Source organism: Nocardiopsis sp. iso_237, from assembly GCF_056173345.1.
Genome location: NZ_CM149669.1, coordinates 5,165,756 through 5,188,133, shown reverse-complemented (window position 1 = coordinate 5,188,133; position 22,378 = coordinate 5,165,756). Strand labels below are relative to the sequence as shown.

Sequence of the window (22,378 nt, the reverse complement as noted above, 5' to 3'; positions counted from 1 at the left end):
TGGGAAAGTGAAGCTGGACGACCTCCTTGGGGAGTACTACGAGCTGGAACAGCAGCTCGCCGACCCCGAGGTGCACGCCAACCAGGCCAAGGCGCGCACGCTGGGCAAGCGCTACTCACAGCTCACCCCGATCATCGAGGCCTACCGTCAGCTCAAGGAGGTCGAGAACGACATCGACGCCGCCCGTGAGCTGGCCGCCGAGGACTCCTCCTTCGCGGAGGAGGCCGACCGCCTGACCGAGGATGCCGAGCGGCTCACCGAGCGCCTGCGCGTCCTCCTCGTCCCGCGCGACCCGGCCGACGACAAGAACCTCATCATGGAGGTCAAGGCCGGCGAGGGCGGGGAGGAGTCCGCCCTGTTCGCGGGCGACCTCGTCCGCATGTACCTGCGCTACGCCGAGCGGCAGGGGTGGAAGACCGAGGTCATCGACGCCACCCACTCCGACCTGGGCGGGTACAAGGACATCACGATCGCCTTCAAGAACCGGGGCACCCCCGAGCCCGGCACCGGCGTGTGGCCCATGCTCAAGTTCGAGGGCGGCGTCCACCGGGTTCAGCGCGTCCCGGTCACCGAGTCCCAGGGGCGCATCCACACCTCCGCCGCGGGCGTCCTCGTGGTCCCCGAGGCCGAGGAGATCGAGATCGTCATCAACGACAACGATCTGCGCATCGACGTCTACCGCTCCTCCGGGCCCGGCGGTCAGAGCGTCAACACCACCGACTCCGCCGTGCGGATCACCCACCTGCCCACCGGCATCGTGGCCTCCTGCCAGAACGAGAAGAGCCAGCTCCAGAACAAGGAGCAGGCCATGCGCATCCTGCGTGCCCGCATCTTCGCCGAGGCCCAGGCCAGCGCTGACGCCGAGGCGTCCGCCGAGCGCAAGAGCCAGGTCCGCACCGTGGACCGCTCCGAGCGCGTGCGCACCTACAATTTCCCGGAGAACCGTATCTCCGACCATCGCGTCGGCTACAAGGCCTACAACCTCGACCAGGTCCTCGACGGGGAGCTGGACGGGGTCGTCAAGGCCCTGGTGGACGCGGACACCAAGGAGAGGCTCGAAGCCGCCCAATCATGAACTTCCTGCTCGACGAGGTCGCCCGCGCCACACTGAGGCTCGCGGAGGCGGGCGTGGCCTCACCCCGTACGGACGCCGAGGAACTCGCGGCGTTCGTGCACGGTGTCCGTCGAGGGGAACTCCACGCCGTCTCCGACGCCGACTTCGACGCACGTTACTGGGAGTGCGTCTCCCGCCGCGAGGCGCGCGAACCCCTCCAGCACATCACCGGCCGCGCCTACTTCCGGTACCTGGAACTCCAGGTGGGCCCGGGGGTCTTCGTGCCTCGGCCGGAGACCGAGATCATGGTGGACTGGGCGATCGAGACCCTGCGCTCCATGGACGTCGCGGACCCCCTCGTCGTGGACCTGGGCTCCGGCTCCGGCGCCATCGCGATCTCCATCGCCCAGGAGGTCCCCCGCTCCCGCGTGCACACCGTGGAGATCGACCCCGGCGCCCTGTCCTGGACCCGCCGCAACATCGAGGCCACCGGGCACGCCGACCGCGTCACCTCCCACGAGGGCGACATGCGCACCGCCCTGCCCGAGCTCAACGGCCGCGTCGACCTCCTCATCAGCAACCCGCCCTACGTCCCCACCAGCGAGGCCGGGGTGATCCCGCCCGAGGTGCGCGACTACGACCCGGCGCCCGCCCTGTGGTCCGGCGCGGACGGGCTGGACATGATCCGCGAGCTGGAGGCGGTCGGCCGCAGACTCCTCCGCCCCGGCGGCGCCATGGCCGTCGAACACCACGACGGCCAGGGCATCGACATCCCCCGGCTGTTCCCCGAGGACCGCGGCTGGCGCGACGTCCTCAACCGCAAGGACATGGCCCGGCGCGACCGCTTCGTGGTCATGCGCCGCGCCGACGACGACGGTTAGCCGCCCCGTGTCCGCAGAGCCACACCCCCCATCCCCACCGCAGGACCGGCAACCAGGTCCGGTCGACCGAGATTGAGGTGACGCAGGTGAGCCGCATCTACGACTGCGCGGACGAGACCGCCCGCAAGGACGGCATCGCCGACGCCGCGTCCGCGGTACGCCGAGGCGAACTCGTGGTGCTGCCCACGGACACCGTGTACGGCATCGGCACCGACGCCTTCAGCCCGAAGGCGGTGGCCGGACTCCTGGAGGCCAAGGGTCGCGGGCGGGACATGCCGCCGCCGGTCCTCGTGGGCTCCATGCGCGCCGCCTCCGCGCTCATCGAGGACCTGGGCAACCACGGACGTGACCTCATGGAGGAGTTCTGGCCCGGCCCGCTCACCCTCGTGTGCACCGCCACCCCCAGCCTCTCCTGGGACCTGGGCGACACCAAGGGCACCGTGGCCGTGCGCATGCCGATGGACCCGGTGGCGCTGGAACTGCTCAAGGAGACCGGCCCCATGGCGGTGAGCAGCGCCAACAAGTCCGGTCAGGCCGCCGCGACCACGGCGGAGGAGGCGATCGAACAGCTCGGTGACGACGTCGCCGTGTACCTGGACGGCGGCGAAGCCGAGAGTCCGGTGGCCTCCACGATCGTCGACCTCACGTACGCGGTACCCCGCGTGCTGCGCTCCGGAGCGATCTCCATCGAGCAGCTGCGTTCGGTGTGCGGCACCGTGATCGGGGAGCTGCGCAAGGGCCGCACCAAGCCGAAGAAGGCGCAGGAGGGCGAGGCCCCCGCCGAGGCGGCGGCCGAGTCGCCCGAGTCAGCGGAGGCACCCGAGTCCGGGGCCGCCGAGCCAGAGACCCAAGGGTCCAAGGACACCGACCGCTCCGAGAGCTAGAGGGATCAGGCAGTGCGGGAGTACGCGCTCACCTTCGTCATCGCGGCCGCGGTGACCTACCTGCTGGTCCCGCTGGTACGCCGACTGGCCATCGCCTTCGGCGCCGCGCCCCCCGTGCGCGACCGCGACGTGCACACCGAACCGATCCCACGGCTGGGCGGGCTGGCCATCTACGGCGGGTTCGCGGCGGCGCTGCTGATCTCCGCGCAGCTGCCGCACCTCCAGAACGTCTTCGTCGCCAAGACCTGGATCGGTCTGCTGCTGGCGGGCGGGCTCATCACGGTCATCGGCGTCATCGACGACCGGTGGGGGATGGACGCCCTGAGCAAGCTGGCCGGTCAGGTCGCCGCGGCGGGCATCCTCGTGTGGCAGGGCGTGCAGCTGCTGTGGCTGCCGCTGCCCGGAACCCAGCTGTCGCTGGGGCCCTGGCTCGGGGCGATGATCTCCATCCTGCTCATCGTGGTGACCATCAACGCGGTCAACTTCGCGGACGGGCTGGACGGCCTCGCGGCGGGCATCGTCGGCATCTCGTCGCTGGCGTTCTTCGCGTACTACTACGTGGTCGCCGTGGAGCAGGGCTTCGTCCGCCAGTCCTATCCGGCGATGATCGCGATCATCCTGGCCGGAACGTGTGTGGGCTTCCTCTTCCACAACTTCCACCCGGCCCGCGTGTTCATGGGCGACACCGGCTCGATGCTGCTCGGCCTGCTGCTGACCTCCATCACCATCACGGTCACCGGCCAGTTCGACGCCAACACCGCCAGGGAGGAGTTCAACTCCTCCGGTCTGGTCGTCTTCCTCCCGATCGCGCTGCCGCTGCTGGTGATCGCGCTGCCCCTGGCCGACCTGGTCCTGGCGGTCCTGCGCAGGACGCTGGCGGGCAAGTCCCCGTTCGCGCCCGACCGGGGCCACCTCCACCACCGGCTGCTCGACATGGGGCACACCCACACCCGCGCGGTGCTGCTCATGTACCTGTGGGCGGGGATCGTCGCCTTCGCCGCCGTGTCGCTGTCCATCTTCGACTCGGCCCTCATCGTCCTCACGGTCACCGTGTTGGTGGCCACGTGTGCGGTCGGTCTCATCGCGCTGCCGCGTCTGCGCCGCCGCGGACTCCTTCCGTGGGACCGGGGGAGCCGGGCCCCGGAGAGCGCAGATCACCATCGGTCAACCGATGGATAAACGCGGCGTCACGTTCGGGACGGAGGTCCCGCAGTGCGTTCGGAATGTGCGCTGGTGTGAAGCTCGAGGCAAGTGTGGCCAAGGTGACACAAGGGCCGAAGTGGCCGTGGAACGGCGCTTTCGCGAGGCGTTAAGACCGCGTTAAGGGCACCCTGGATATGGCACCAAAAACCTTGTGATAGCTTTCACGAGCAGGTAATCACTGAACCCCACGGAGCTTCGTCATGCAGGAACACGACGCCCGGATTCTCCGCGGCGCCGCGCTTCCGAGCGCCGCGTGCGGGGTCCTGGCCATCGCGGTCTCGGCCCTCTTCGCGGGTATGGCCGGAGCTCTCAGCTCGGCCCTTGCGGTCGGCATCATCCTGGCCTGTTTCGGGCTGGGCCAGTGGGCGGTCATGATGGTCACCCGGAGGAACAAGGACCTGTTCCTCGTGGCGAACATGCTCGGCTTCGTCGTCAAGATGGCGCTGCTCGGCATTCTGCTGGTGACCCTCGGTCAGAGCCCCTTCATCGCTGACCTGAGCAGTAACTCCTTCGTCTACAGCGCACTGGCCGTCGTCGTCACGTGGCTGGGCGGGCAGACCTGGGCCACCTCCCGGGCGAAGATCCTCCACGTGGACCCGAGTGAGAGCTCGGAGAACACGTGATGGGGTGCCCCGCCGCAGCCCGTGGGAACGGGCGTAATACCCTGTTCCATGGCAGGCGGGCAGCCACGGTCCAGCCGTGCCCCACATGCTATATTCCGGAGCGAGATGAGCAGCGAACCAGCCAAGAAGAAGGACTCCAGCGCGCCCCGGGCGCCGCGCGAGTCCGACGGCTGGGCACTCTTCTCCACTCTGCTCTCGGGTGTCCTCCTGTGGAGCGCGGTCGGCTGGGGTGCGGACAAGCTCCTGGGTTTCCAAGCGCTCTTCCTGCCCATCGGGGCCGTTCTCGGCATGGCCGGCTCGATCTACCTGATCGTCGCCAGGACTCGCCACCTCTGAGCACCCCGCAGTCCCGCGTCGCCCGCACTCGCGACGACGCTTGCAGTAACAACCATCAACGAGGCTTTCTTGCGTCACGACGAAAGGATTCGCCGTGAGTGCTGACGTGCGCATTCTCGCGGCCGAACCGGGTTGCCATCTCTTCGGCGACAACGGTTGCGGGTTCGAGGCTCCCACCATCAAGATGTTCTTCCCGGAGCCGTGGTTCGCCAACATTCCGGGCAGCGCGGGCATCGACCTGTACCTGGTTCTGTTGCTCGTCGCGGTCGGTGCGGTCCTGCTTCTGTGGTCGTGGTTCAGCAGGAAGCTGAGCCTCGTCCCCAGCCGCAGGCAGAGCGTCGGTGAGATGCTGATCCTGTTCATCCGGGACAACATCACCCGACCCACCATGGGTGCCAAGGGTGACAGCTTCATCCCGTTCCTGACCGGCATCTTCACGCTCATCCTGGCCATGAACTTCACCGGGCTCATCCCCGGGATGCTCCCGGTCAACAGCAACCTCGCCTTCACGGCGATGTTCTCCCTGACCATCTACGTGATGACCATCGTCATCGGTATGCGCAACCAGGGCGGTTGGGGTTACTTCCGTAACCAGATCTTCCCCCCCGGCATGCCGAAGGTGTTCTACGTCATCGTCACCCCGATCGAGATCCTCTCGGTCTTCCTGATCCGCCCCGCGACGCACGCCCTGCGTCTGTTCGCGACCATGTTCGCGGGCAGCCTGCTGCTGGCCGTGTTCGCCTACGGCGGCTGGTACATGCTCAACCTGACGGCGGAGCCGATGCTCGCCGCGGTCTCCGTGGTCTTCTCCGGTGCCGCGCTGCTCGGGTACATCGCCTTCTTCGTCTTCGAGATCCTGATCATGCTGATCCAGGCCTTCGTGTTCACGCTGCTCGCGAGCCTGTACCTCAGCCAGTCGCTCGAAGCGGCTCACTAAAGACCCCCTCCACGTTCCCCCGATCCCCTGATCGGACCAGGGCGCGGAGTGCTTCTGACCCGTCCACACCGGCGCACTGACCAATCGCAGAACGCGACGCCGGACGTCGAGTAAAGGGAAACACCATGGACATCGCCGCTATCTCCGGCAGCATCAACACCGTCGGCTACGGCATCAGCGTCATCGGCGCCGGTATCGGTGTCGGTATCGTCTTCGGTCTCGGTATGCAGGCCATCGCCCGCCAGCCCGAGGCCCGCGGCCCGCTCCAGACCAACATCTACCTGGGCATGGCCCTCGTCGAGGCTCTGGCCATTCTGGGCTTCGTCCTCGCGTTCGCCGTCAACTAGCCGGTCGGATCGCCAACCGTTTTTTGATGGCTACTGACGTGAAGGAGGGCTGACCATGTTGGTCGAGTTGGCAGCCGAACCAAACATTCTGCGGATCGACTGGGTGAAGTTCACCTTCGGTGCGATCGCGCTCGCCGTGGTCTACTTCTTTGTGGCCCGCAAGGCGGTCCCCAAGGTGATGAAGGTCCTCGACGAGCGTCACGACGCCATCGAGGGTGGCATCGAGCGGGCCAAGAAGGCCGAGGCCGAGGCCGAGGAGATCCGCCAGCAGTACCGCGAGAAGCTCGAAGAGTCGCACCGCGAGTACGCGCAGGAGCTCGAGAAGGCCAAGGAGCAGCGCGCGGCGATCATCGCCGAGGCTCGCGAGGAGGCCCAGGTCGAGGCCCAGCGCATCATCGAGTCCGCCAAGGCGCAGATCGAGGCGGACCGGCAGCAGGCCTTCGTCCAGCTCCGCGGCGAGATCGGCGCCCTGTCCACCGAGCTCGCGAGCCGCATCGTCGGTGAGACGCTCAGTGACGGCGCCGCTCACACCCGTGTGGTGGACCGGTTCCTGGAGGAGCTGGACCAGGACGAGAGCGCGAAGCAAGCCGGGGTGCGCTGATGCGTGGTATCAGCCGTAGCTCCCTGGCTGAGGCGATCCGGCGCCTGGACGAGAACGTCCTGGCGTCGGCCAGCGCCGAGCAGGCGGTCTCGCTGGGTGGCGAGCTCTTCGAGGTCGTCGCCCTGATCAGCGGCGAGCACTCGCTCCGCCGCTGGCTGGCGGACCCGGCCAACGACCCCGAGAAGAAGACCGCGCTGATCGGTCAGATCCTTGAGGGCAAGGTCTCGCCGTCCACGGTCCTCGTGGTCAGCGACGTGGTCTCGCAGCCTTGGTCCACCGGGCGCGACATGCTGGACGCCCTGGAGCGGACGGCGCTCTACGCGACCGTCGCCTCCGTCGAGGGCACCCGGCTGGACGAGCTGGAGGACGAGCTGTTCCGCTTCCAGCGGATCGTCGTCGCCCAGCCCGAGCTGCGTTCGGCCCTCACCCGTGAGGGCGTGGCCGACGCCCACCTGCGCGCGCTGGTCGAGAACCTGCTCTCGGGCAAGGTGAGCACCGCGACGCTGGCCCTGGTCGGCCAGGCGGTCACCCACCCCCGGGGACGTACGCTGGAGCAGGCGCTCGACAACTTCGGACAACTGGTGGCCGAGCGCGCGAAGCGCTTCATCGCCGTCGTCCGTACCGCCCACGCGCTGAACGAGACCCAGCAGACGCGCCTGCGCACCCTGCTGAGCCGCAAGTACGGCCGCGAGATCCACCTGAACATCGAGGTCGCCCCGGAAATCCTGGGTGGACTCTCCATCCAGGTGGGCGACGAGGTCATCGACGGCACGATCGCCGGGCGCATCGCTGAGGTCCAGCGCCGCCTGGCCGGCTGACGCGAAGACAAGCAAGCACGCACGGCGCCGGCCCGGCGCCATTTGAGAGCAAGGACAACGTAGAGATGGCGGAGCTGACGATCCGGCCGGATGAGATCCGGGACGCGCTACAGCGCTTCGTCCAGTCGTACGAGCCTGACGCCACCCGCGCTGAAGAGGTCGGTACCGTCACCTACTCCGGTGACGGCATCGCCCGCGTCGGTGGCCTTCCCTCGGCGATGGCGAACGAGCTGCTGCAGTTCGAGGACGGCACCCTGGGCATGGCCCAGAACCTTGAGATCGGTGAGATCGGTGTCGTGGTGCTGGGTGACTTCACCGGCATCGAGGAGGGGCAGAAGGTGCGTCGCACCGGCAAGCTCCTCTCGGTCCCGGTGGGCGACAACTTCCTCGGCCGTGTGGTGGACCCCCTGGGTAACCCCATCGACGGCAAGGGCGAGATCGAGACGACCGAGACCCGCGAGCTTGAGCTCCAGGCCGCGACGGTCATGGAGCGCCAGCCCGTGGGCGAGCCGCTCCAGACCGGCATCAAGTCGATCGACACGATGACCCCGGTCGGCCGTGGCCAGCGCCAGCTGGTCATCGGTGACCGGCAGACCGGCAAGACCGCGATCGGTATCGACGCGATCATCAACCAGAAGGCGAACTGGGAGACCGGCGACCCCACGAAGCAGGTGCGCTGCATCTACGTCGCGGTGGGTCAGAAGGGCTCGACCATCGCCAGCGTGCGCGGTGCCCTCGAAGAGGCCGGCGCCATGGAGTACACCACCATCGTGGCCTCCCCGGCGTCCGACCCGGCCGGCTTCAAGTACCTCTCCCCGTACACCGGTTCGGCCCTGGGCCAGCACTGGATGTACGAGGGCAAGCACGTCCTCGTCGTCTTCGACGACCTGACCAAGCAGGCCGAGGCCTACCGCGCGGTCTCCCTCCTGCTGCGCCGCCCGCCGGGGCGCGAGGCCTACCCGGGTGACGTCTTCTACCTCCACTCCCGGCTCCTGGAGCGCTGCGCCAAGCTCTCCGACGAGCTGGGCGCGGGCTCGATGACGGCCCTGCCGATCATCGAGACCAAGGCGGGCGACGTCTCGGCGTACATCCCCACCAACGTCATCTCGATCACCGACGGTCAGGTGTTCCTGGACTCGGACCTGTTCAACCAGGGCCAGCGTCCGGCGATCGACGTCGGTGTCTCCGTCTCCCGAGTCGGTGGCGCCGCCCAGACCAAGGCCACCAAGAAGGTCTCCGGCACGCTGCGTCTGGGCCTGGCCCAGTACCGCGAGCTCGAGGCGTTCTCCGCCTTCGGTTCGGACCTGGACGCCGTCTCCAAGCAGCAGCTCGCGCGCGGTGCCCGGATGATGGAGCTCCTCAAGCAGGGGCAGTACTCGCCCTTCTCCATGGAGAAGACGGTCGTCTCGGTCTGGATGGGTAACACCGGCCTGATCGACGAGGTCCCGGTCGAGGACGTCCGCCGCTTCGAGGAGGACCTCCTGTCCTTCCTGGACCGCGAGCACAAGGCCGTCCTGGACACCATCCGGGACACCGGCAAGTTCGAGGACGACAGCCAGAAGACCCTCCAGGCCGCCATCGAGAAGTTCAAGCAGAGCTTCCAGACCTCCGCCGGTACCCTCCTGGGCACCGAGGCCGAGGCCGAGGCTCTCGCTGAGGAGAAGGTCGGCCAGGAGACCATCAAGGTCGCCAAGGGCGGGAAGTAACCCATGGGTGCACAGCTTCGCGTCTATCGCCGGAGGATTCGCTCGACGAAGTCGATGGCGAAGATCACCCGCGCGATGGAGCTCATCGCCGCCACGCGCATCACCAAGGCGCAGCGCGCGGCCGAGGCTGCCGGACCCTACGCACGGGAGATCACGCGGGCGGTGTCGGCTCTGGCCAGCCGGGTGACGGATCACCCGCTGCTGACCGAGGCCGAGAACCCCACCCGTGCTGCCGTCCTGGTCGTCACCAGCGACAAGGGTCTGGCCGGCGCCTTCTCGAGCAACGTCATCAAGGAGGCCGAGTCCCTCACCCAGCTCCTCAAGGAGCAGGGCAAGGAGGTCCTCACCTACATGGTGGGCCGCAAGGGCGCCGCCTTCTACAAGTTCCGCGGCCGTGAGGTCGAGGAGTCCTGGGAAGGCTTCACCGAGCGGGTGACCTACGCGCACGCCCAGGAGATCGGCTCCACTCTCATGGAGAGGTTCTCCCAGGACACCGCCGAGGGTGGTGTCGACGAGATCCACGTGGTTTCCACGGAGTTCGTGTCGATGCTGACCCAGCGGGCGGGGGCGGTCCGCGCCCTTCCGCTGGAGGTGGAGGAGGTCGAGGCCGAGGAGCTCGAGGAGAGCGTCGGCGGCGAGGCGTTGCCGCTGTACGAGTTCGAGCCCTCCGCGGAGGAGGTCCTGGACCAGCTGCTTCCGCAGTACGTGGTCAACCGGATCTACGCGTCCCTCCTGGAGTCGGCCGCCTCCCAGCAGGCGTCCCGTCGGGCGGCCATGAAGGCCGCGACCGACAACGCGGAAGAACTCGTCAAGAACCTGACCAGTCTGGCCAACCAGGCTCGTCAGGCCGAGATCACCAATGAGATCAGTGAGATTGTCGGCGGTGCCGATGCGCTCTCTGGGTCCAGCGCGGGAAGTGAGTAACAGAAGTGACTGCGACAGTTGAAGGTACGGCCGGCGCTGGCACCGCCACCGGCCGCATCGCCCGGGTCACCGGCCCGGTCGTCGACGTGGAGTTCCCCGTCGGCTCCCTGCCCGGCATCTACAACGCCCTGCACACCGACGTGAGCATCGGTGGCACGGAGAAGGTCGTGACCCTGGAGGTCGCCCAGCACCTGGGTGACAACCTGGTCCGCGCCATCTCCCTCGCCCCGCAGGACGGCATGGTCCGTGGCGCCGAGGTCCGCGACACCGGCGCGCCCATCAGCGTGCCCGTCGGCGACGTCGTCAAGGGCCACGTGTTCAACACCCTGGGCGAGTCCATGGACGTGCCCACGGCCGAGCTCGGCGTGACCGAGCGCTGGCCGATCCACCGCAAGGCCCCGGCCTTCGACCAGCTCGAGTCCAAGACCGAGATGATGGTCACGGGCATCAAGGTGATCGACCTCCTCACCCCGTACGTGCGCGGTGGGAAGATCGGCCTCTTCGGTGGCGCGGGTGTGGGCAAGACGGTGCTCATCCAGGAGATGATCACCCGTATCGCCCGCAACTTCGGTGGTGTGTCCGTGTTCGCCGGTGTCGGTGAGCGCACCCGTGAGGGTACGGACCTCTTCCTGGAGATGGACGAGATGGGCGTCCTCCCGGACACCGCGCTCGTCTTCGGCCAGATGGACGAGCCCCCGGGCACCCGTCTGCGCGTGGCGCTCTCGGCTCTGACGATGGCGGAGTACTTCCGCGACGTCCAGGGTCAGGACGTGCTGCTCTTCATCGACAACATCTTCCGTTTCACCCAGGCGGGTATGGAGGTCTCCACGCTGCTGGGCCGTATGCCCTCGGCCGTGGGTTACCAGCCCAACCTGGCCGACGAGATGGGTCAGCTCCAGGAGCGGATCACCTCGACGCGTGGTCACTCGATCACCTCGATGCAGGCGATCTACGTCCCCGCGGACGACTACACCGACCCGGCGCCGGCGACCACGTTCGCCCACCTGGACGCGACGACCGAGCTCTCCCGCCCGATCTCGCAGAAGGGTATCTACCCGGCGGTCGACCCGCTGGCCTCCACCTCGCGCATCCTGGACCCGCAGTACGTGGGCGAGGAGCACTACCAGGTGGCCCAGCGCGTCAAGGAGATCCTCCAGCGCAACAACGACCTCCAGGACCAGATCGCCATCCTCGGTATGGACGAGCTGTCCGAAGAGGACAAGATCATCGTCAACCGGGCTCGTCGCCTGGAGCGTTTCCTCTCGCAGAACATGTTCGTGGCCGAGAAGTTCACCGGCACCCCGGGTGTGTTCGTTCCGCTTGAGGAGACCATCGCGTCCTTCAAGGGTCTGTGTGACGGCGAGTACGACCACCTTCCCGAGCAGGCCTTCCTCGATGTCGGCAACATCGACATGGTCGTGGAGAAGGCCAAGAAGCTGCAGGAAGGCTAGTACTGCGCGTCAGTGTCCCCCCGCTCTGGGAGCGGAGGGCGACGGGCGGGGCTAGACCCGAGGCGGGGCCGAGTATCCATTTCGTACTCGGCCCCGCCGAACCCACCCGCTAGCCGAGGAGTTTGTGGCAGTGTCGAAGAAGCTTTTCGTCGAGATCGTCTCTCCGGACCGCGAGGTCTGGGCGGGCGAGGGCGACATGGTCATCGCGAAGACCGTCGAGGGCGAGATCGGCGTCCAGCCCGGGCACGTCCCGGTGCTGTCGCTTCTGGCCGAGGACGCGGTCGTTCGCGTTCTGGGCGCGCGTGAGACCGGTGAGATCCGGGCCGCCGCCCACGGTGGGTTCGTCTCGGTTTCGGGTGAGGGCCGTATCTCCATCCTCGCCGAGACCGCGGAGCTCGCCGAGGACATCGATGTGAACCGTGCGCGTCAGGCGCTGAAGGACGCGGGCGAGTCGGGTGACAACCTGGCCGCCGCCCGTGCCCGCAGCCGCCTGCGCGCTGCTGGCGAGGAAGTCGCCTAGCGAAGCCGGGAGGCGACGAGACGTGGGAGTGGCACCGCTTCAGGGAACACCGTGGTTGGAGTCCTTGTGGTGGGTGGTCCTCGCCATCGTCCTGCTCGTCGTGCTGGTGCTCGGCACCGGCTGGATGCGACGGTTCGTGCTGCTGCGCAGCGGCGGGGCCGTCGAGTGTTACCTGCGCGCGCGTGGGGAGAAGGGGCGTCGGGGATCCTGGCGGATCGGCTTCGGCCGGTACGGATCGGGTGACCTCGGCTGGTTCCCCGTCCTCTCCCTCAGACCGCGGCCGACAGTGCGACTGTCGCGCCGCGGTCTCGTCGTTGTGGGGCGTCGTTCCCCCGGGGCGGGGGACGCGCCCCTGCCCGCCGACGTCACCGTCCTGGAGATCGGTTGGGCCGGGTCGGACGGCAGCGACCCCAGTGCGGCGGCCTTCGAGGTCGCGATGGGCGAGAGCGCGCTCACCGGGTTCCTGTCGTGGATCGAGTCGATGCCCCCGGGCACCCAGTGGCAGGCCTGACCGCCGCGCGGCGGAGCCCCTGAGGTTCACAGGGACGGGGCCCGTGTGTTTGCATGGCCCCATGAGTACCATCGTCGCTTTCTCCGTGTCCCCGCTCGGTACGGGCGAGTCCGTCGCCCCGGCCGTGGCCCGTGCGGTCAGGGTCGTACGCGAGAGCGGGCTGCCCAACGAGACCTCCGCCATGTTCACCACCGTCGAGGGTGAGTGGGACGAGGTGATGGACGTCGTCAAGCGCGCCGTGGAGGCCGCCGGTGAGGGTGCCGCGCGGGTGAGCCTGACCCTGAAGGCCGACGTCCGCGAGGGCGTGACCGACGGACTGCACAGCAAGGTGGAGGCCGTCGAGCGCGAACTCGGCGGCTCCTCCTGATCCTCGTCTCCGGGCCGGGCGGCGGGAGTCCCGGGAGCCTCCGGGGCGCCTAGCGTTCGCCGCCCGGCTTCCACAGGATCTCGTCGCCGTCTCCGGCGACGTGGCGTCCCAGGATGAACAGCAGGTCCGACAGACGGTTCAGGTACTGCGCCGTGAGCGGGTTGACGCCGTCCCCGTGCTCCTCGATGGCCGCCCACACCGAGCGTTCGGCGCGGCGGACCACGATACGGGCGGCGTGCACCAGGGCGACGGTGGGCGAGCCCCCGGGCAGGATGAAGCTGCGCAGGGTCGGCAGGTCCGCGTTGTAGGTGTCGCAGGCCTCCTCCAGCCGGGTGACGTACTCGGGCAGGACGCGCAGCGGGGGGTACTCCGGGTCGGGCACGATCGGCGTGGACAGGTCCGCGCCCAGGTCGAAGAGCTCGTTCTGGATCCGCAGCAGGAGGACGCGCACGTCTTCGGGGAGGTCTCCCAGGGCGAGCGCGACGCCGATGGCGGCGTTGGCCTCCTCGGTGTCGGCGTAGCCCACCAGGCGGGTGTCGTTCTTGGAGGTGCGGCTCATGTCGCCGAGCGCCGTCGTGCCGGAGTCACCGGTACGCGTGTAGATCTTCGACAGTACGACCGGTTTGTCCGTGTCCCTTGTGCTCATGGCCCCAGCCTAGGGGAGGGCGTGGTCGGGGGCCGGGTCGGGGCTCTGAGCACGGGTGGGTCACGGAGGATAACTGTTCAGTATCAGGGGGTGGTGGTGATGTGGCTCACTGATACCTTGAGGTACGAGGGAGCTACACACCGTAGTTTCCGGCGGTGTTCACGCGCGGACACCCGGGCGAGACTGAGGGGGGTCGCCCGGACGACCGTACGAGGGGGAGACATCGCGAAGGGCGGGCGGCGTGGAACCGGGGGGTTCACGCCACCCGCCCTCCAGCATTCCGGGGTCAGCGGATGTTCACGCGCCTAACGGACCCAGGCGTCGCCCTTGCGGGGCAGGTCCACCGTCACGGAGGACATCGACAGCACGCCGTTGACCGGGAGGGTGCTGTCTGCGAAGAACTCCACGCCGTGCGCGCCCGCCGCCGACAGCTCGGCCACCGAGTCCCAGTTGACGTTCTCCATGGTGTCGTCGGCCGTGTGGTAGTACGGGTCGAACGGCTGGCCGGCGGTACCGCCGTACCACTCGGCCTGCTCCTCCGACTTCACGACGTCGGCGCCGCTGAACAGGCCGCCGGAGGGCACGCCCGCCTGCATGAAGGCGAGGTAGTCGCTGCGGCCGCTGAGCACGCCCGGCTCGCTGACCTGGCCCTGCTCCTCGAAGTAGTCCTCGAAGACCTTGGCGATCGCACCGGAGCCGGACGGGGCGCCGCCGGACTCCGGCAGGTCCATGCGGCCGTCGAGCACGAACCGGCCGTAGTTGTGCGAGCCGATCATGTCGAAGTTCAGGTAGAGCGCGAGGTCGTCGAGCTGCCGCTCGTCCAGACCGGCCACGTACTCGCTGGAACCGACCAGGCCGGACTCCTCGGTGCCCCAGAAGGCGAAGCGGACCTGGTTGTTCGGGTCGGCCTGCTCGGCCATCCGGATGGCGGTCTCCAGCAGGAAGGCCGTGCCGCTGCCGTTGTCGTTGATGGCGGGACCCTCCTCGACGCCGTCGAGGTGGGCGCCCACGACCACCACGTTGTCGTCCCTGCCTCCGGGGGTCTCCGCGAGCACGCTGTAGGAGCTCTCCTGGCGCACCTCGGAGTCCACGGTCACCTGGAGCTCCAGGTCCGGGATCGACAGCAGGTCGGCGCCGACCAGACCGGAGACGCCGACGGCCGGGATGGCGGACAGCTCGCCCACGGTGCCGAGGAAGACCTCGTCCTCGTTGTTGACCACGACGGCCGCCGAGGCGCCCGCATCGGCGGAGTTGGTCACCTTGTCCTCGAACGCGCAGCTGCCGCGCACGGTGATGGCGATGGCGCCCTCGGGGAAGTCCGCGAAGTCGTCCGGGGAGCAGCCGCTCGCGGCGCTGTCCGGGGCGACCGCGACGGCGGGGGCGGTGACGTCACCGGAGCCCGAGTAGCTCATGGTGACGTAGTCCTGGTCGAGCTCGTACGCGTGCTGCTTCGGCGCGGACTGCGCCAGCACGGCGGGGGAGTTCTCGCGCCAGGCCTCGAAGTCGTACTCGTGGCGGTAGGGCTCGTATCCGGCCCGCTTGAGCTGGTCCTCGACGTACAGCGCGGACACGTCGTACCCGGGGGTGCCGCTGGCCCGGTTGCCCCCGTTGTAGCGGGCGATGGTGGCCAGGTTGGCCATGTGGCCCTCGATCGCCTCGGCCGTCACGAGGTCGGGGAGGTCGGCCTGCTCGGCGTGGGCCGGTGAGCCCGCCAGGGTGCCCGCGGTCATCATGAGGGCGGCCAGACCGGCGGTCGCGGCGGTGCGCCGTCTGGAGGAGGGGAGTGCGGCCGCTCTGTCGCGCGGGCTCCCAGGGGTGGTCGGTTGCACGGACTTCCTCCGGTTCGCGGGGGTCCATCGTGCCGTGGTGTGGGGGATGGACGCCTGGGGTGGGCGAGGTACCGGAGAAGCCTCGCAGGAGGTTCCGGTCGCGGCAAGACATGGCACGGGACATTGCCACAATCAGCCACAGACCTTACGAGAAGGTGCGCGCTGTGATTTGATGGACGGCCCGAAAAGCCCGGATCGTCGCGTCAGTCGTCGCCCTCGCCGTTCTCCTGGTGCCTGCGCGCGCGGTACGAGACCCCGACCCCGCCCATCAGCGCGATACCCCGGATGTGCACGATCGGGGCGCCCGGCTCCACCACGCTCGGGGTGTCGCCCTCGATCCCGAAGCCGCCCATGACCGGCAGGCCGTGCACGCGCACCTGGATGTCGTCGGGGACGATGATGCCGACCCCGCCCATGACGGCGCCGATCCAGACGGTGGTCTCGCGCTCGGTGAACCGGGCCTCGCGCAGGTCGAGTTCGACTCCTCCCATGGTCGCCACGGCGAAGAACCGGCGGGGGACGACCCAGTTGCCGGAGCGGTCGGCGCCGCCCATGAGGGCGATCGCGCTGTGGCTGGTGGGCGGCTGGTCGACGATCCGGCTCGCGCCGTACACCGGGCGCGGGGACCGGAAGTCGGACGGGGCCGGGAGTCGTGCGGACACCGGGTCGGAGCCCGGCAGGTCCTCGGTGAGGGGGACCAGCTCACCGACGGTCTTGGCGCGGTACACCGCGTCCAGCCGGTCGCTGTGCTCGTCGGGGTCCAGGCGCCCCTCGGCGAGGGCCTCCCGGAGCAGGTGCGCGACGGCGTCGCGGTCGGCGTCCGAGGCGCGCATCCGGCCGTTGCCGTCGTCGTGGGGGGTGAGTTGGCTCATCTGTTCCACCATATGCCGATTCTGCCGTCCGCGGAGGTCCACGGGATCGGGGAGAACCCCCGAACCGACCCTGAGAACCGGGCCCCGGGGCTACTTCTCGGGGAGCAGGCCCCGGCGCATCGCCTGGGACACCGCCGAGGTCCGGTCGCCCACCCCCAGCTTCTCGTAGACCCGCATGAGGTGCGTCTTGACCGTCGTGGCGCTGATGTGCAGGGCGCGACCGATCGCCGCGTTGGTGAGCCCGTCCGCGGCCAGCCGCAGCACCTCGACCTCGCGGGGGGAGAGGGCGGGCCCCTCCGGCTCGGTGCGCTGTCGCACCCCGGTGAGCAGCTTGCCCGCCAGTCTCCCGCTGAGCACCGTCTCGCCCCGGGCCGCCGAGCGGACCGCGTCGGCCAGCTCCGCCCTCGGAGTGTCCTTGAGCAGGTAGCCGGTGGCGCCCGCCTCGACCGCGCGCAGGATGTCGGTGTCGGTGTCGTAGGTGGTCAGCACGAGGACGTGGACGCCCGGGTGCTCCGCACGGATGCGTTCGGTGGCCTCGGCGCCGTCCCCGCCGGGCATGCGCAGGTCCATCAGGACCACGTCCGGGACCAGGGACGCCACCCGGGCCACCGCCTCGGGTCCCGAACCGGCGTCACCGACGATGTCCAGGTCGGGTTCGGCGCTGAGCATGCCTCGGATGCCCTCGCGGACCACGGGGTGGTCGTCCACCAGAAGGACACGGATCATGGGACGGCTTCCTCTCCGGGGCGGATCATTCGTCCGCTTCGTCATGGGGGATGGCCAGGCGGACGGTGGTGCCCCGTCCGGGGACGCTCTCCAGGTCGAGCAGGCCGCCCACCGACTCGGCCCGGTGGCGCATGTTGGCCAGGCCGTTGCCATGGGCGGGCAGGGAGGTGTCGAAGCCGAGCCCGTCGTCCGCCACGGTCAGCCGTACGCCCACGTCGGTGTAGGCGAGGGTGACCGCGGTGGTGCGGGCTCCGGCGTGCTTGCGGACGTTGGCCAGAGCCTCCTGCGCGGTGCGCAGCAGACAGATCTGGAGGTCGTTGGGGAGCTCCTCGGGCTCACCGGCCACCTCCGCGTTCACGGAGATGCCCAGTTCGCGGCCGAGCCGTTCGCAGATGCGCCGGACCGAGGCGTCCAGGCCCTCGTCCTCCAGCCGGAGCGACTGGCGGGCGGCCACCATGGCACGGGTCTCGGCCAGGTTCTCCGAGGCGGTCTCCCGCATCAGCGCCAGGTGGCGGCGGGCGGTCACGGGGTCGCTGTCCAGTTCCGACTCCACCGCCTGGGCCAGGGTGACGATGCTGGTGAACCCCTGGGCGAGGGTGTCGTGCATCTCCCGGGCCAGGTGTTCCCGCTCGGCCAGCGCCCCGGCCTCCTCGGACAGCCGGGACACCTCCTCGCGGCTGCGCCGCAGGGCCTCGATGAGCTCGTACCGCTCGGCGCTCTGCACCACGATCCGCTCGATCCAGGTCCCGAACCACAGGGCGTAGCCCAGGAGCGCCCCGTTGATGAGCAGGCTGACGCCGACCGAGGACCAGGCCTCCCAGCCGAGCAGCCCGCCCAGCACGGTGGGCAGGATCAGGATCACGCCCACCGTCGCCACGGCCAGCACGCTGCCCACCGTCATGAAGCAGACCGGGGCGATCGCGATCAGCGCGAACACCAGGGTCGGGTTGATGATCACGGCGGGGACGCTGGGCAGGAGGAAGAGGCCCATCAGGCCCAGTGCCCTCCGCGTGCTGGGGAAGTCCTTCGCCGGGCTGATCAGCGGACGGGCGAAGACCAGGTAGACGAGCACGACCGCGATCATCAGCGCCGCCGTCAGCCAGCGCCACTCCGGCGGGCCGGTGACCAGGGCCAGCACGGTCACCGCGGCCATCGCGGCGGTGAAGGCCACGTGCCACCAGGTGCCCATGTTCCACGCGTGCCGCTCGTCCCGGTCCGGCGACGGGGCGGAACCGGTCGGGTCCGACCCGGTGGGATCGGACCCCGGCGGCGCCGTCGTCTCCGGCCCCGGGGCCCGGTCCGTCGTCATGTCATCCGTCCTTGCGGGTCTTCCAGCGGAACGTCAGGAGTGTCAGGACCAAGCCCACCACACACCAGCCCCCCAGGACCAGGGCGACCATGGGCAGGTCCCAGGCCCCCGACGCCTCCATGACGGCCATCTCGTCGGGGAAGAACGCGGCGCGCATGCCCTGCGCCATCCACAGCAGGGGGAAGAGCGAGGCGCCGGTCAGGATCCAGTCCGGCATGAGGTGGACCGGGACGAAGATCCCGGAGGTGAACTGGAGCAGGAGGAAGGGGATCACGACCACGGCGGAGGCCGTCTGCGCGGTGCGGGCCAGGGAGCTCATGGCGATGCCCAGCAGGGAGCAGCCGACGGTCCCGAGCACGAACACCCAGGCGACGGTGGACCACGCGGCCAGCGTGGACGGCATGGTCCCGCCGAAGAACAGGGCCGCGACCGCCAGGAGGAGGGCCACCTGACCCACGGCGAGGAAGAGCACGAGCAGCGTCTTGCCGACGAAGTAGGCGCTGGGCGGCATGGGCGTCCCGCGCAGACGGCGCAGCGCCCCCTGGTCGCGTTCGACCGCGATCGCGATTCCGAGCGTCTGGAAGCTCACCGACATCAGACCCATCGCGATGAGCCCGGGCAGGTAGTAGTCGACCGCCGCCATCTCCATGTCGAACATGCCGTCGAAGATCGACGCGAACATGACCAGGATCAGCGCGGGCAGCGAGAAGGTGAAGATCAGGCTCTCCCACTCGCGGGAGAAGGTGCGGATCTCCAGCCAGCCCCGGGAGAGGCCCACGCGCACGGCGCCCGGCGGGCGGCCGTGGGCCTCGGGGGCGGGGGAGGCGGGGGCCGCCGTCACGGTGTCGGTGCTCATGCCGCGACCTCCTCGTGGTCCTGGTCGTCCTGGATCATGTCGAGGTAGATGTCCTCCAGGGTGGGGCGGTGCACGCTCAGTTCGGGGATCTCCCCGGGGATGCGCGCGCTCAGCTCGGCCACCAGCCGGGTGGGGGTGTCGGTGCGCGTCTCGTGCCTGCGCCCGTCCTCCGTCCAGGAGACGGTGGCCTGCGCGGAGGCGCGGCCCCCCAACTGCCCGGGGGCGTCCACGGCGCGGATGCGGCCGTTGGCGATCACGCACACCCGGTCGGCCAGGAACTCGGCCTCCTCCAGGTAGTGCGTGGTGAGCACGATGGTGGTGCCCCGCCGGGCCAGGCCCTGGATGAGCTCCCAGAACTCCCGGCGCGCCCGGGGGTCGAAGCCGGTGGTCGGCTCGTCGAGGAAGAGCAGTTCGGGGCGGCCGACGATACCCAGGGCGACGTCGAGGCGGCGCCGCTGACCGCCGGAGAGCGCGTCGGGCAGGGCTCCGGCCTTCTCAGAGAGGCCGACCATCTCCAGGACCTCGTCGCTGCCGAGAGCCCGGGGGTAGTAGCCCGCGAAGTGCCGGACGACCTCGCGCACCGGCATCTTGGGGACCATGGTCTCCTTCTGCCACACGATCCCGATCCGGGAGCGCCAGACCCGGCTCGCCCGGCCCGGGTCCTCGCCCAGCACGCTGACGTCGCCGCCGCTGCGGGTGCGGAAACCCTCCAGGATCTCCACGGCCGTGGACTTGCCCGCGCCGTTGGGCCCGAGGAAGGAGAAGACCTCTCCCCGGGGGACGCTCAGGTCGATCCCCGCGACCGCGTGGTTGTCGCCGTAGCGCTTGGTGAGGCCCTCGACCTCGATGACTGTTCCGCTCATACGCCCAGCGTTCCGTGAACGGGGCGTGAGGGGTGTCCGCTGGGGGGACCGACCGCTGTCCTCCGAACGGAGGACAGGCGGGGGCGTGCCAGCACGCGGGCCCGCCCCCGGGTGGTCAGAACAGGCGCAGGGTGTCGGGCTCGATGCCGCGCAGTTCGTCGTAGTCGAGGACCACGCAGGCGATGCCCCGGTCCTCCGCGAGGACCTTCGCCTGGGGCTTGATCTCCTGGGCGGCGAACACACCGGACACCGGGGCCAGGGAGGGGTCCCGGTTGAGCAGTTCGAGGTAGCGGGTGAGCTGCTCCACGCCGTCGATGTCCCCGCGCCGCTTGAGCTCCACCGCGACGGTGTTGCTCTGGCCGTCGCGGCAGAGGATGTCCACGGGGCCGATGGCCGTGGGGTACTCGCGGCGGATGAGGGTGTACCCCTCGCCCAGCGTGGTGATGTGCTCGGCCAACAGCTCCTGGAGGTGGGCCTCCACGCCGTCCTTCTGGAGGCCGGGGTCCTTGCCGAGCTCGTGCGAGGAGTCGTGCATGACCTCCTCGATGGTCAGCACGAGCTTCTCACCGGACTTGCTGTGCGTGACCGTCCACACGTCGGGACCGTCCTCGACCGTCTCCTCGCGGAGCTTGCACGGCGGGTTCATCCAGTTCAGGGGTTTGAACGCCCGGTCGTCGGCGTGGATGGACACGCTCCCGTCGGCCTTGATCAGGATCAGGCGGGGAGCCATGGGCAGGTGGGCGGTGAGTCGGCCGACGTAGTCGACGCTGCACCGCGCGATGACGAGACGCACGGGACGTCACGTTACCGCCTCCGCCGCGCCCGCGAACCCGCTTCCGGGGGAGGGACGCGCGGGGGGCGCGCCGGGGGACGGCTCCGACACTCCCTAGGCTGGCGGGATGCTCGTGCGCAATCGTTGGGTCGTCCTGTCGGTCAGCATGGTCGCGCAGGTGGCCAGCGTCTCGGTGATGTTCGGGGTGCCGGTCGTGCTGCCGCAGCTGCGCGAGGCCTTCGGGGTCTCCACGGCGCAGGCGGGGATGCTGGCGGGTCTGCCCTCGTTCGGGCTGCTGGTCACCCTCCTGGCCTGGGGCGTGGTCATCGACCGAGCGGGGGAGCGGGCGACCATGGCGCTGAGCCTGCTCCTCACCGCGGGCGCGCTCGGGCTGCTGTGGACCGTGACGGACCTGTGGGGCGCGGCCGCGGTCCTGCTGCTGGCCGGTGCTGTCGGCGGCCCGGTCAACGCCGCCAGCGGGCGACTGGTCATGACCTGGTTCGCGCGCCGGGAACGGGGGCTGGCCATGGGGATCCGCCAGTCAGCCCTGCCCCTGGGCGTGGGCCTGGCCGCCCTGGTGCTGCCCCGGGCGGCGGACGCGTGGGGGTTCGTCGGGGCGATGACCCTACCGGCGGGGCTCGCCCTGGTGGCCGTCCCGCTGGTGCTGGCGATGGCCTCGGCGCCGCCGGTGGCCGTCCCGGAGGCCGACTCCCCGGAGGCAGACTCCCCGGCGGTCCCACCCGCACCGGCCCGAGCGGAGTCCCCCTACCGCCAGTGGGCGATCTGGCGGGTGCACGGCGTGAGCATGCTCCTCGGGGTCCCGCAGGTCACGCTGATGGTCTACACGGTCATCTACCTGGTCCAGGAACAGGGGTGGAGCCCGCCCGCCGCCGGAGCGGTGGTCGCCGCCGCGCAGATCCCCGGGGCGGTGGGGCGGCTGCTCCTCGGCGCCTGGTCGGACCGGACCGGCGACCGCATGCGACCGGTCCGCTGGCTGGCCGCGGTCTCCGGGGTGAGCCTGGTCCTGCTCACCTTCCTGCCGAACGTCTGGGGCGGGGCGGCCGTCCCCCTGGTCCTGGTCTGCCTGGTCCTGACCATGTGGCACAACGGCCTCACCTTCCTCTCGGTCGCGGAGATCGCCGGAACCGCCTGGGCCGGACGGGCGCTGGCCGTGCAGAACTGGCTCCAGTCGGTCAGCACCACCCTCACCCCCGTACTGATGGCCGCCGTGATCACGCTCGCGGGGCTGCCCGCCGTGTTCGCGGTGAGCGCCGTGTTCTCCGCGCTGGCCCTCGCCGTGGTGCCGGTCCGGCGCGGGCGTATTACCGAGCAGTAGTAAAGA

General features: G+C 69.6%; 25 protein-coding genes. 17 read left to right on the top strand and 8 right to left on the bottom strand.

The genetic code is table 11. From position 1 onward, the window contains the following. Positions 1–7: 7 nt before the first annotated feature. The 16 genes from prfA (at position 8) to AC0VYM_RS23325 (ending at position 13,163) form a co-directional block, all read left to right on the top strand. Positions 8–1,075, top strand: coding sequence for a peptide chain release factor 1 (prfA, locus tag AC0VYM_RS23400; RefSeq protein ID WP_475455607.1), 1,068 nt, complete (start codon positions 8–10; stop codon positions 1,073–1,075). Next, positions 1,072–1,935, top strand: a complete 864-nt coding sequence (prmC, locus tag AC0VYM_RS23395; RefSeq protein ID WP_475455605.1) for a peptide chain release factor N(5)-glutamine methyltransferase — start codon at positions 1,072–1,074, stop codon at positions 1,933–1,935. Before prfA ends, prmC begins: the two co-directional genes overlap by 4 nt. Positions 1,936–2,021: 86 nt before the next feature. Continuing rightward, positions 2,022–2,819 carry an L-threonylcarbamoyladenylate synthase gene (locus tag AC0VYM_RS23390; RefSeq protein WP_475455603.1) on the top strand — a complete coding sequence of 266 codons (798 nt, stop codon included), beginning with the start codon at positions 2,022–2,024 and terminating at the stop codon, positions 2,817–2,819. Between the two features lie 12 nt (positions 2,820–2,831). Continuing rightward, a complete protein-coding gene (locus tag AC0VYM_RS23385; RefSeq protein WP_475455601.1) occupies positions 2,832–3,998 on the top strand; it encodes an MraY family glycosyltransferase in 1,167 nt (388 codons plus the stop codon). A gap of 224 nt (positions 3,999–4,222) precedes the next feature. Then, positions 4,223–4,645 (top strand): hypothetical protein, encoded by a 423-nt coding sequence (locus tag AC0VYM_RS23380; RefSeq protein ID WP_475455599.1) that lies wholly within the window; start codon positions 4,223–4,225, stop codon positions 4,643–4,645. Positions 4,646–4,750: 105 nt separating this feature from the next. Then, a complete protein-coding gene (locus AC0VYM_RS23375) occupies positions 4,751–4,981 on the top strand; it encodes an AtpZ/AtpI family protein (RefSeq protein ID WP_475455597.1) in 231 nt (76 codons plus the stop codon). 106 nt (positions 4,982–5,087) lie between these two features. Further along, positions 5,088–5,918, top strand: coding sequence for a F0F1 ATP synthase subunit A (gene atpB / locus AC0VYM_RS23370; protein WP_475463183.1), 831 nt, complete (start codon positions 5,088–5,090; stop codon positions 5,916–5,918). 125 nt (positions 5,919–6,043) lie between these two features. Beyond that, positions 6,044–6,265 (top strand): ATP synthase F0 subunit C, encoded by a 222-nt coding sequence (gene atpE / locus AC0VYM_RS23365; RefSeq protein ID WP_475455595.1) that lies wholly within the window; start codon positions 6,044–6,046, stop codon positions 6,263–6,265. Positions 6,266–6,320: 55 nt separating this feature from the next. Further along, a complete protein-coding gene (atpF, locus tag AC0VYM_RS23360) occupies positions 6,321–6,866 on the top strand; it encodes a F0F1 ATP synthase subunit B (protein ID WP_475455593.1) in 546 nt (181 codons plus the stop codon). After that, positions 6,866–7,684: a F0F1 ATP synthase subunit delta gene (locus AC0VYM_RS23355; protein ID WP_475455591.1), complete on the top strand. Its 819-nt coding sequence runs from the start codon at positions 6,866–6,868 to the stop codon at positions 7,682–7,684. Before atpF ends, AC0VYM_RS23355 begins: the two co-directional genes overlap by 1 nt. Before the next feature lie 65 nt (positions 7,685–7,749). After that, positions 7,750–9,390: a F0F1 ATP synthase subunit alpha gene (atpA, locus tag AC0VYM_RS23350; protein ID WP_475455589.1), complete on the top strand. Its 1,641-nt coding sequence runs from the start codon at positions 7,750–7,752 to the stop codon at positions 9,388–9,390. Positions 9,391–9,393: 3 nt separating this feature from the next. After that, a complete protein-coding gene (locus AC0VYM_RS23345; RefSeq protein WP_475455587.1) occupies positions 9,394–10,314 on the top strand; it encodes a F0F1 ATP synthase subunit gamma in 921 nt (306 codons plus the stop codon). A 5-nt stretch (positions 10,315–10,319) separates the two neighbouring features. Then, positions 10,320–11,765, top strand: coding sequence for a F0F1 ATP synthase subunit beta (gene atpD / locus AC0VYM_RS23340; protein ID WP_017546083.1), 1,446 nt, complete (start codon positions 10,320–10,322; stop codon positions 11,763–11,765). A gap of 130 nt (positions 11,766–11,895) precedes the next feature. Continuing rightward, positions 11,896–12,285, top strand: a complete 390-nt coding sequence (locus AC0VYM_RS23335) for a F0F1 ATP synthase subunit epsilon (protein WP_475455585.1) — start codon at positions 11,896–11,898, stop codon at positions 12,283–12,285. A 55-nt stretch (positions 12,286–12,340) separates the two neighbouring features. Next, entirely contained in the window at positions 12,341–12,796 is a 456-nt protein-coding gene (locus tag AC0VYM_RS23330; RefSeq protein WP_475455583.1) for a DUF2550 domain-containing protein, read from the top strand. Between the two features lie 61 nt (positions 12,797–12,857). Next, a complete protein-coding gene (locus AC0VYM_RS23325) occupies positions 12,858–13,163 on the top strand; it encodes an MTH1187 family thiamine-binding protein (RefSeq protein WP_475455581.1) in 306 nt (101 codons plus the stop codon). 49 nt (positions 13,164–13,212) lie between these two features. Here AC0VYM_RS23325 and AC0VYM_RS23320 read toward each other — a convergent pair whose 3' ends face one another. From AC0VYM_RS23320 to nucS, 8 genes are all read right to left on the bottom strand, one after another. After that, positions 13,213–13,809: a cob(I)yrinic acid a,c-diamide adenosyltransferase gene (locus AC0VYM_RS23320; RefSeq protein WP_475455579.1), complete on the bottom strand. Its 597-nt coding sequence runs from the start codon at positions 13,807–13,809 to the stop codon at positions 13,213–13,215. 305 nt (positions 13,810–14,114) lie between these two features. Then, the gene (locus AC0VYM_RS23315; protein WP_475455577.1) at positions 14,115–15,638 is read right to left on the bottom strand and encodes a M28 family peptidase; all 1,524 of its coding nucleotides are present in this window, start codon (positions 15,636–15,638) and stop codon (positions 14,115–14,117) included. A 203-nt stretch (positions 15,639–15,841) separates the two neighbouring features. After that, positions 15,842–16,522, bottom strand: coding sequence for a DUF1707 SHOCT-like domain-containing protein (locus AC0VYM_RS23310; RefSeq protein WP_475455575.1), 681 nt, complete (start codon positions 16,520–16,522; stop codon positions 15,842–15,844). 78 nt (positions 16,523–16,600) lie between these two features. Beyond that, a complete protein-coding gene (locus AC0VYM_RS23305) occupies positions 16,601–17,236 on the bottom strand; it encodes a response regulator (RefSeq protein WP_475455573.1) in 636 nt (211 codons plus the stop codon). Between the two features lie 25 nt (positions 17,237–17,261). Next, positions 17,262–18,545 carry a sensor histidine kinase gene (locus tag AC0VYM_RS23300; RefSeq protein WP_475455571.1) on the bottom strand — a complete coding sequence of 428 codons (1,284 nt, stop codon included), beginning with the start codon at positions 18,543–18,545 and terminating at the stop codon, positions 17,262–17,264. A 1-nt stretch (position 18,546) separates the two neighbouring features. Next, complete coding sequence (locus AC0VYM_RS23295; protein WP_475455569.1) at positions 18,547–19,401, bottom strand: ABC transporter permease; 855 nt, start codon at positions 19,399–19,401, stop codon at positions 18,547–18,549. Further along, the gene (locus tag AC0VYM_RS23290; RefSeq protein ID WP_475455567.1) at positions 19,398–20,264 is read right to left on the bottom strand and encodes an ABC transporter ATP-binding protein; all 867 of its coding nucleotides are present in this window, start codon (positions 20,262–20,264) and stop codon (positions 19,398–19,400) included. The genes AC0VYM_RS23295 and AC0VYM_RS23290 overlap by 4 nt, the downstream gene beginning before the upstream one ends. Positions 20,265–20,379: 115 nt before the next feature. Then, entirely contained in the window at positions 20,380–21,057 is a 678-nt protein-coding gene (gene nucS, locus AC0VYM_RS23285; RefSeq protein ID WP_475455565.1) for an endonuclease NucS, read from the bottom strand. A gap of 106 nt (positions 21,058–21,163) precedes the next feature. On the opposite strand from nucS, the gene AC0VYM_RS23280 reads away from it, so the two are divergent. Continuing rightward, positions 21,164–22,372 (top strand): MFS transporter, encoded by a 1,209-nt coding sequence (locus AC0VYM_RS23280; RefSeq protein ID WP_475455563.1) that lies wholly within the window; start codon positions 21,164–21,166, stop codon positions 22,370–22,372. Positions 22,373–22,378 lie beyond the last annotated feature (6 nt).